Source organism: Nocardioides psychrotolerans, assembly GCF_943371775.1.
GTDB lineage: Bacteria > Actinomycetota > Actinomycetes > Propionibacteriales > Nocardioidaceae > Nocardioides > Nocardioides psychrotolerans_A.
The window spans coordinates 1-6,196 of sequence record NZ_CALRWD010000131.1 but is presented as its reverse complement, the minus strand read 5'-3'; the positions used below and the strand labels follow the sequence as shown (position 1 = coordinate 6,196).

Sequence of the window (6,196 nt, the reverse complement as noted above, 5' to 3'; positions counted from 1 at the left end):
GCCTTGACCGGGCCCTCGAGCTCGGCGCGCGCCACATCGCGATCTTCGGCAGCGCCACCGAGACCTTCGCGCAGAAGAACCTCAACCGCAGCCTCGACGAGCAGTTCGCGATGTTCGAGCCCACGGTCCGCCGCGCCCGCGAGGCCGGGCTCGACGTCCGTGCCTACGTCTCGATGTGCTTCGGCGACCCGTGGGAGGGTGCGGTGCCCGTCGAGCAGGTCGTCGCGGTCGGCAAGCGGCTCTTCGACCTCGGGGCCAGCCAGCTCAGCCTGGGCGACACGATCGGCGTCGGCACGGCCAACCAGGTCACCGCGCTCGTCGCCGCGTTCACCGACGCCGGGATGACGACCGACCAGCTGGCGCTGCACTTCCACGACACCTACGGCCAGGCCCTCGCCAACGCCTACGCCGGGCTCCAGGCCGGCATCACGACGTACGACGCCAGCGCCGGCGGCCTGGGCGGCTGTCCCTACGCCAAGAGCGCGACCGGCAACCTGGCCACCGAGGACCTCGTCTGGCTGCTCACCGGGCTCGGCATCGAGCACGGCGTCGACCTCGAGCTGCTGGTCGCCACGAGCACCTGGATGGCCGGCCACCTCGGCCGCCCGAGCCCCTCCGCGGTGGTGCGGGCCCTGGGCGGGACGGCGGGTCCGGCACAATCTCCCGGGTGAGTGCCGCCGCGACCCCGAAGCGCAGGGTCTACCTGCACATCGGTGCTCCCAAGACCGGCACGACCTACGTCCAGGACCGGCTCAGCCTCAACGCCAGGACCCTGGCCGCGCACGGCGTCCACTTCCCGACCCGCTCCCCGGTGGTCAGCGCGGGCCTCTTCCACTTCCGTGCCGCGCTCGACCTGCTCGGCCAGGACTGGGGTGGCCCGGCGGGCCACGCCGAGGGCAGCTGGGACGCCCTCGTACGCCGCGTCAAGCGGCGCTCCGGCACCGTCGTGATCAGCCACGAGATCCTCGCCCCGGCCACCCGGGAGGCGATCGCGAAGGCCAAGCGCGACCTGGCCGGCAGCGAGCTCCACGTCGTCTACAGCGCCCGTGACCTCGCCCGTCAGCTCCCCGCGGCCTGGCAGGAGAGCGTCAAGCAGGGACGCAAGTGGACCTACCGCCGCTTCCTCAACCGGGTGGAGCACGGCAAGCCGTGGTTCTACCGCGCGCTCGACCTCCCCACCGTGCTCGAGGCCTGGGGCGCCGGCCTCGATCCCGCCCACGTCCACGTCGTCACCGTGCCGCCGAAGGGCGCGCCCCGTGACCTGCTCTGGTCGCGCTACTGCCAGGTCCTCGGCATCGACCCGGCCTGGGCGCCGCGTGACAGCGACCGGCTCAACCAGTCGCTCGGCGTCGCCGAGACCCAGGTGATCCGCAAGCTCAACCGCCGCATGGACCGCGCCACGCGCCGTGAGGCCTCCTACGACGAGCTGATCCGCGAGATGCTCGCCCAGAACGAGCTGGTCGGCCGGGTCTCCCAGCCCGTGCGGATGCCGCCGCGTCTCCAGCCGTGGGCGGAGGCCGAGGCCGAGCGCTGGATCGCCTGGATCCGCGACAGCGGCGTCGACGTGGTCGGCGACGTCGAGGACCTGCGACCGTTGCCGCTCGCCGAGGACGTCACCTTCGTCAACCCCGACAAGGTCTCCACCAAGCAGCAGCTGCGCGTGGCGATGGACGCCCTCTCGGCGATGACCCGCGAGGCCGCCCGGCGTCCCGACCCCGACCAGCAGCTGATGAGCAAGGTCCGCACCCAGGCCAAGCGGCTGCGCCAGTGAAGGGGCCAGTGACGGGGCCAGTGACGGCGCCAGTGAGCCGCGCGTGATGACCGTCAGCGGCGAGCGCCGCGCCTGGGGCTGGGTCGCGCACCTGCGCGACGGCGGCACGACCCCGTGGGCCGCGTGGCACGGTGAGGGCACGCGCGAGGGCGTCTACCTCCCCGGTGCCCAGCAGCTCGAGCTCCTGCGTCGCCTGCACCTCGCGGCGGCGAGCCAGGGGCGTCGTCCCTCGCCGCGCCTGGTCGAGCGGGTCGTCGAGGCCAGTGCCCCCGGCCGGGGCACGCCCGACCTCGAGCTCGTCGGCGCCACCGACGAGTCGCCCTTCGGGCCCCGACCCGTCGACCCCGCCGACCTGCCCGACGCCGAGCTGACCCGCGTCGCCACCAGCCTGCTCGCCGAGGACCTCGTGGCCTCGGGTGCGCGACGCCCGCCCGAGGTGCCGCCGCTGGTCCGGCCCTGGCGCACCCGCTACCGCCTGGTCGGCGACCCCTGGCTGGCCGACCCCGCTCGGGAGGCGATGGTCGCCCGCGGGCGGCCCCCCGGTGGCCGGGGCTCCGTGGTCGTCGTGGTCGGTCGCGACGTCGCCTCGATGGTCGCCGACGCCTGGACCTCGCGCTGCTTCGACGAGGGCGCCCTGCCCTGGCGCGAGTGGCTCGACCCGTTCGCCGCCGGCCACCGCCTGCCACCGCGCGTCGACCTCGAGCGGGCGGCGGCCACGTGGGCACGCCAGGTGGGCGCGGTCCGCGTGCGCGTGGTCCTGGACCCGAGCGCCCTGCCGCGACTGGTCGGCGTACGACGTGCCCTGCCGCAGCCGCCCGCCCTCGCCGCCGACGCGGTCGACCTCGCCCGCCAGGTGGCGGCCGTGCTGGGCCTGCTGGTGCTGCCCGAGCAGCGCGCCGACCTGCTGCGCCACACCCTCCTCCCACGACTCCTCGACGCGCCCGGTCCGCCGTTGCGGCTGCCGGCCGAGCACGCCGCGTGGGCCACGCAGCGAGCCGTGCGGATGCGCGATCGGATGCTCCGCGCTGGTTACGCTGTCCACGGCGACCCCGACCTGCTCGTGCCGCGGCCCGATGCGGTCGCGCCGGCGGGCGCGTCGGGTCCCACCGACGCGGGGGTGCTCGCCCTGGCGGTCCGACTGCTGCTCGACGAGACCAAGGAGGCGCCCCGGTGACCCGACGCCTCCTGCTCCACGTCGGCACGCCCAAGACCGGCACGTCCTACCTCCAGGACGTCCTGCACCGCAACCGGCGCACCCTGGCGGCCGCCGGCATCAGCTATCCCGCCGACCGGTTCGACGCCCACTTCCTGGCCGCGCTCGACCTGATGCGCCTGCCCTGGGGCGGGCTCGAGACCGAGGCGATCGGGGCGTGGGACCGGTTGGCCGAGCAGGTCCGTGCCCACCACGGCACCTCGATCATCAGCCACGAGATCTTCGCCGCCGCCTCCCGCTCCCAGGTCGGCCGCGCGCTGCGCGACCTCGGTCACGGCGACGGCACCGAGGTCCACGTGGTGCTCTCCGTGCGCGACCTGGTGCGCCAGATCCCCGCGGAGTGGCAGGAGAACGTCAAGCACCGCAGCACGATCAGCTATGCCCGATTCCTGCGCCAGGTCCAGGACCCATCGCGCGAGGGTCGCATCGCGAGCTGGTTCTGGAGCGTCCAGGAGATCCCCGACATCCTCAACCGCTGGGGCCACGACCTGCCGCCCGAGCACGTCCACCTGGTCACGGTGCCGCCGCCCGGCGGTGCCCCCGAGGTGCTCTGGAAGCGCTTCAGCGAGGCCTTCGGGCTCGACGGCCTCGACCTCGACCTCGAGGCCGAGCGGGTCAACCCCTCACTCGGTGTCCCCGAGACCGCGCTGATCCGGCGCATCAACGCCGCCGCCAACCGTCAGCTCCCGCCGGCCGACTACCGCCCGCTGGTGCGCGAGCTGCTGGCGCACCAGACCCTCTCGCGCCGGGCCGGCTCGACGCGGCTCGCCCTGCCGCCCGAGGTGCACCCCTGGGTGCGCGACCTCGAGGACTCCTGGGTCGCCGAGATCCGCGAGCGCGGCTACGCCGTGGTCGGGGACCTCGCCGACCTCGAGGGCGCACCCGCGGTGTCGTCCTGGGCCGATCCCGACCAGCCCTCCGAGAAGCAGGTCGCGAGCGCCGCCGTCGACGCGATCAAGGCGCTCCTGCTCGAGAACGGCCGGCTCCAGCAGGAGGCCGGTCGGCTGCGCGGCGACCTCGACGCCGCGCACCGAGACCTGGAGCGGTCCTACCTGCGTCCGACGTACCGACTGCGCGAGAAGGCCGTCCGGCGCCTGCAGACCTCACGTCTCGGGCGCGGTGCGCTCCGGGCCTACCGCGTGGGGCGCGGCAGGAGCTCGCGGTCGACGTAGCGGCCGATCTTCCAGGTGAGGTAGCCGTCGGCGCCCATGCCGACCACCCCGCCCACGACGGGCACGCGACGCCCGATGGTGATCGCGAGCCGCTTGCCGGCGACCTTGGTGATCAGGTCTGAGGCGACCTCGGTGGAGATGATCACGTCGATGCCGCTGTCGTGGACCGGCGCCGTGGCGAGGGCCATCGGTGGCGCCGGGATCTTGCGCTTCTTGACCATCGAGGTGACGGACTCCTCGCCGAGCATGGCGACCAGGATCGCGTTGCGCACGCGCGGGTCGTCGAGGTCGTAGCCACGCAGGTGCGCGATGCCGGCGATCATCCGGCACTGGATGAGCGCGAGGCCGGTGATGTTGGCCGGGATCGTCACGGCCGCCGTGACGAGGCCGCCGATGTTGGTCACGAAGCCCTGGGCGCCGGCATAGCGGACGTGGTTCTCGATGACCTCCTTGACCGCCTTCTCGACGTCGCCCTTCTGCTCCTCCAGCTGCTTGTCGGCAGCCTTGGCCGCGGGCGGCAGCGGGCCGACCCCGACGATGGCGCGGTGCAGCGCCTCACGGACGAAGGACGAGGTGAGGCCCGGCGCGATCCCGGCCATCTTGGGCGCGAGCTGCTTGCCGACGGTCTTGGAGACTCCCATGCCCTCGATCCTAGTGAGGCGTCCCCACCCCCGGCTCACCCACTACGGTCGTCCTCGTGCCACCGATCGAGCCGACCCCGACCCGATGGGTCTTCGGTGATCCGGCCGGATTCGACCCCGACGACGACCTCGTGGGCATCGGCGCCGACCTCGAGCCGGGCACCCTCCTGGCGGCCTACCGGCGTGGCCTCTTCCCCATGCCGCTGGGGGAGCCCGGCGATCCGATGTACTGGTTCAGCCCCGTACGACGGGGGGTGCTGGAGCTGGACGACCTGCGGGTCTCGCGGTCCCTGCGGCGCTCCGCCCGTGACTTCGAGGTCCGCGTCGACACCGCGCTGCCCGAGGTGATCGACGCCTGCGGTGACCCTCGCCGGCCCCAGGGCTGGATCGACGACGACATCCGGGCGGCCTACCTCCGCCTCGGCGAGCTGGGCTGGGTCCACTCGGTCGAGGCGTGGCGCGACGGGCGGCTCGAGGGTGGCCTCTACGGCCTGGCGATCGGCGGTCTCTTCGCCGGCGAGTCGATGTTCCACCGCGCGCGCGACGCCTCCAAGGTGGCGCTGATCGGCCTGGTCGACCTGCTGTCGGCGGCCCCTCCCGGGGACCGGTTGGTCGACACCCAGTGGGTGACCCCGCACCTCGCGACGCTGGGGGTGAAGGAGATCTCGCGCGACGACTACCTGGCGCGCCTTCCCCGACTGTTCACCGCGCCGTTGCCGGACCTCTCGACTCCGAGGCCGTGACTGTGACTGAATGTCGTGCCGACGGGGTAGGAAGTGCGCTCCGCCCCCCACCGAGGAGCCCTGCTGCCCCATGTTGCGTGCCCTGACCTCCACCGCCCTGGTCGTCGTGCTGTCCGGCGCCTTGACCGGCTGCGGCGACGATGACGAGCCCACCACCGGCTCCGACGACCCCGGCATCGCCGACACCGCTGCCGTCACCGAGGACTTCTGCGTCGCCCTGACCGGCGTCGCGGAGGCCTACGGCGCAGCGTCGGCCGACGACCTGACCGAGGAGGACGTGGTCGCCATCAAGGCGGCCGTGACCCAGCTCGTCGAGGTCGGCGTGCCCGAGGACACGTCGGACGAGGCGCAGGAGGGGTTCGTGCTCGTCACGAGCGAGGTCCTCGAGCTGCCCGACGACGCGACGATCGAGGAGCTCGAGGCGGCGGGCGAGGACTTCAGTGGGGCGGACGAGGAGAAGGCGGACGCCTTCGACGACTATGTGGACCAGACGTGCGATGACGCGTCGGGAGAGGACGAGTGACAAGGATGAGGAACATGACGGGCATCAGGACCATGAAGACAGCAGGAGCGGCCTCCGTGCTCGCCCTGGTCCTCGCGGGCTGCGGCGGCGGTGGCGCCTCGGGCGCCCCGACCGACGCCTCGCAGGACGAGTT

Annotated in this window: 7 protein-coding genes; 6 read left to right on the top strand and 1 reads right to left on the bottom strand. The window is 73.4% G+C overall.

Going from position 1 to position 6,196, the window contains the following annotated elements; translation table 11 throughout:
* The 4 genes from AAG827_RS21830 to AAG827_RS21815 all read left to right on the top strand — a co-directional run.
* The coding region (locus tag AAG827_RS21830; RefSeq protein ID WP_341928313.1) for a hydroxymethylglutaryl-CoA lyase at positions 1 to 671 on the top strand (671 nt) is incomplete at its 5' end.
* Positions 668 to 1,771 (top strand): hypothetical protein, encoded by a 1,104-nt coding sequence (locus AAG827_RS21825; protein ID WP_341928312.1) that lies wholly within the window; start codon positions 668 to 670, stop codon positions 1,769 to 1,771. The genes AAG827_RS21830 and AAG827_RS21825, both read left to right, overlap by 4 nt.
* Positions 1,772 to 1,817: 46 nt before the next feature.
* A complete protein-coding gene (locus tag AAG827_RS21820; protein ID WP_341928311.1) occupies positions 1,818 to 2,945 on the top strand; it encodes a hypothetical protein in 1,128 nt (375 codons plus the stop codon).
* Entirely contained in the window at positions 2,942 to 4,156 is a 1,215-nt protein-coding gene (locus AAG827_RS21815) for a hypothetical protein (protein ID WP_341928310.1), read from the top strand. Before AAG827_RS21820 ends, AAG827_RS21815 begins: the two co-directional genes overlap by 4 nt.
* Here the strand turns inward: AAG827_RS21815 and AAG827_RS21810 are convergent.
* Entirely contained in the window at positions 4,117 to 4,797 is a 681-nt protein-coding gene (locus AAG827_RS21810) for an EcsC family protein (RefSeq protein WP_341928309.1), read from the bottom strand. The genes AAG827_RS21815 and AAG827_RS21810 overlap by 40 nt on opposite strands.
* A 56-nt stretch (positions 4,798 to 4,853) precedes the next feature.
* On the opposite strand from AAG827_RS21810, the gene aat reads away from it, so the two are divergent.
* Both aat and AAG827_RS21800 read left to right on the top strand, forming a co-directional pair.
* Positions 4,854 to 5,540, top strand: coding sequence for a leucyl/phenylalanyl-tRNA--protein transferase (gene aat, locus AAG827_RS21805; protein WP_341928308.1), 687 nt, complete (start codon positions 4,854 to 4,856; stop codon positions 5,538 to 5,540).
* 70 nt (positions 5,541 to 5,610) lie between these two features.
* A complete protein-coding gene (locus AAG827_RS21800; RefSeq protein WP_341928307.1) occupies positions 5,611 to 6,063 on the top strand; it encodes a hypothetical protein in 453 nt (150 codons plus the stop codon).
* Positions 6,064 to 6,196: the final 133 nt, after the last annotated feature.